The 2,415-nt window shown below is 76.1% G+C and carries 1 pseudogene; it reads right to left on the bottom strand.

Annotation, left to right across the window (positions count from 1 at the left end):
• Positions 1-16 precede the first annotated feature (16 nt).
• Positions 17-2,415: pseudogene (locus AB8Z36_RS37370) on the bottom strand (amidohydrolase); the annotation flags it as partial.

Below are 2,415 nucleotides of genomic sequence, written 5' to 3'. Positions count from 1 at the left end.
CGATCTACACGGCGCCGGGGTCCGCGCCGAGCAGCGGCGAGGCGGTGAAGGGCGTGGCGATAAGGCCGAAGTGGGCCCCCGGCGCCGTGTAGATCGCGAGGACGTCGTCCCACGCCTTGCCCGAGGCGGTCACCGCGTGCCCGGACCCSGCGCCCGTACGTAGGTCTTGACGAAGTCCCAGTCCAGCGCGGCGCCCCGGTCGAGCGAGCGCCGCAGGCCCGCCAGGCTCAGATGGGCACGCCCCATGCTGTACGCGACCCGGGCCCCGTCGAGGAGCTCGCCCGTGCTCAGCAGGCGCGGCCCGGCGAGCTCGCCCGTGAAGACGGCTTCCCTGACGCGTGCCTGCTCGAAGGCGAACCCGCCGAGGGACACGGCGGTGGTGATGCCGTAGGTCAGCTGCCCGGCCGTCTGCCTGCCTCCGTAGGTGTACTGCCAGGGGTGGGTGTGGCTGTCCCAGAGGCCCGGCACGACCGTGCGGTGTGAGGCGTCGATCCGGCGGGCGGAGCGTCTGCCGCTCCGGTGCGGCTCCACCGCCCGGACACGGCCGTCCCGGATGACGATGTCGACGTCGTCCCGGGTCTCCTCCCCCGTCCCGTCCCACAGCTGCCCGGCGTGGACCACCGTGTCGGGGGGTGCGGGCCGGTGGCTCTCCAGGGGTACGGAGACGGTGCGCGGCCGTCCGCCCGCCACGTCGATCAGGCGCAGCCGCCCGCCCGACAGATAGAGGAGCGTGCGTGAGTCGCCGGAGAAGGACGGATGGTCGGCCGGTTCGTCGGTGAGGGTGCGGAGTTCGCCGCGCGGGGTGCCGTCGGCGGCGACGGGCAGGACGCACAGCGCGGAGTCCACGATCACCGCCATGTGGCGGCCGTCCGGCGACCAGACGGGTCCGGAGTCGTACCGGTCGGCGAGCGAGGTGTGCGGGGCGACGGCGTGCAGCCGGTCCTCGCCGGTCCTTGTGTCGACGACGCGGATGAGGTTGTAGCCCTCGCGGAAGCGGAAGTTGAGCCGGTTGCGGTCGCACAGGGCGACGTAGGCGCCGTCCGGCGACCAGCTCGGCCTGCCGGGCAGTCCGCCGCCGCCGAGCGGGGAGACCAGGGTGCGTTCGGTGCCTTCGGCCAGGTCGCGGACGAGCAGCCGCCCCGTCAGGTCGAGGCAGGCGAGCCGCTTTCCGTCGGGCGAGAGCGCGGGGTGGACACGGCCGCCGGTCGCGAGCGCCGTCTCGGTGCCGGTGGCGAGGTCGTGCCGGTACACGCCGAGCAGCCCGTCGCGGTCGTCCGCGTAGACCAGTGACCTGCCGTCCCTGGCCCAGGCGGGGCCGAGCAGATAGCCGGTGGCCTTCGCCCTGCGCAGCCGCCGGGGCGCGCGGCCGCCCCGCGTGTCGGCGAGCCAGAGCGAGTTGAGCGCGGCGAAGGCGGTCCGCCGCCCGTCCGGCGAGAGCGCGGGCAGGTGGATGCCGCGCACCGGGCCGCCCCGGCCGAGGCCCAGGTCGTACTCCTTGACCCGGTACCGCGGCCGGTCCACCCGCGAGGTCGCGTCGAAGGGGATGGCCTCGGCCGCGCCCTGGTCGTCGGGGCGCACGAGGGTGAAGCGGCCGTCCACGGTGAGCAGCAGCCTGCCGTCGGCGGTCCAGCGCGGCGGTACGGGGGCCACGTCGCCGTCGAGCGCGACGGGGGCGCCGTCGACGACGAGGACGCAGGAGGCGTGGGGCGCCGCGGTGACGCGCAGGTAGGCCAGCCGGTCGCCGTCGGGGGCGAGGGCCGGGGTCATCACCTGGGCGCTCTCCGTCTCGGTGCGGACGGTGGTGACGGGTCCCGCTCCGGAGGCGGGGACGGCCGCGACGGTACGGGCCTGGAGGACCGCCGTGCCCTGGGTCCCCGTGACCGCCCCCCGGACGAAGAGGACGCGCTCGCCGTCGGGTGACCAGGTGGGGTCGAAGTCCTCCCAACGGCCGTCCTGAAGCGGGCCCTCCTGGCCCGGCAGGCCGGTGAGGCGGGTGATCCGGCCGCTCGCCAGGTGCAGGACGTGCACGCGGTACGGACCGCCCCGCACGGGGTCACCGCCGCGCTCGGAGGCGAAGGCGATACGGGTGCCGTCGGGCGACCAGGCGGGGCCCCGGTCGTCCCAGGGGCCGTCGGTACGCCGGCGCAGCCCGGTGCCGTCCGGGCGCATCGTCCAGAGGTGGAAGCCGCCGTCCCGGTAGGCCCCGAACGCGATCAGTTCGCCGTCCGGCGCGTGCACGGGCCGGTTGGGCTCCAGGTCGGCGGGGGTGAGTGGCACGGCTTCGCCGCCCTCGCGGGGCAGGGACCAGAGCGTGGCCTGCGCCTCGGCGACGAGCCTGCCGCCGCCGGCCGGCAGGGTGGCCGCCCCGTTGGTGACGCGGGTGAAGGAGAGGGGGACGCCGGTCCGGGGGCGGGC

Origin of the sequence: Streptomyces flavofungini (genome assembly GCF_041028215.1) — a bacterium.
Taxonomy (GTDB): Bacteria; Actinomycetota; Actinomycetes; order Streptomycetales; family Streptomycetaceae; genus Streptomyces; species Streptomyces flavofungini_B.
The sequence above is the reverse complement of the archived record's forward strand: the minus strand, read 5'-3'. Positions and strand labels throughout refer to the sequence as shown.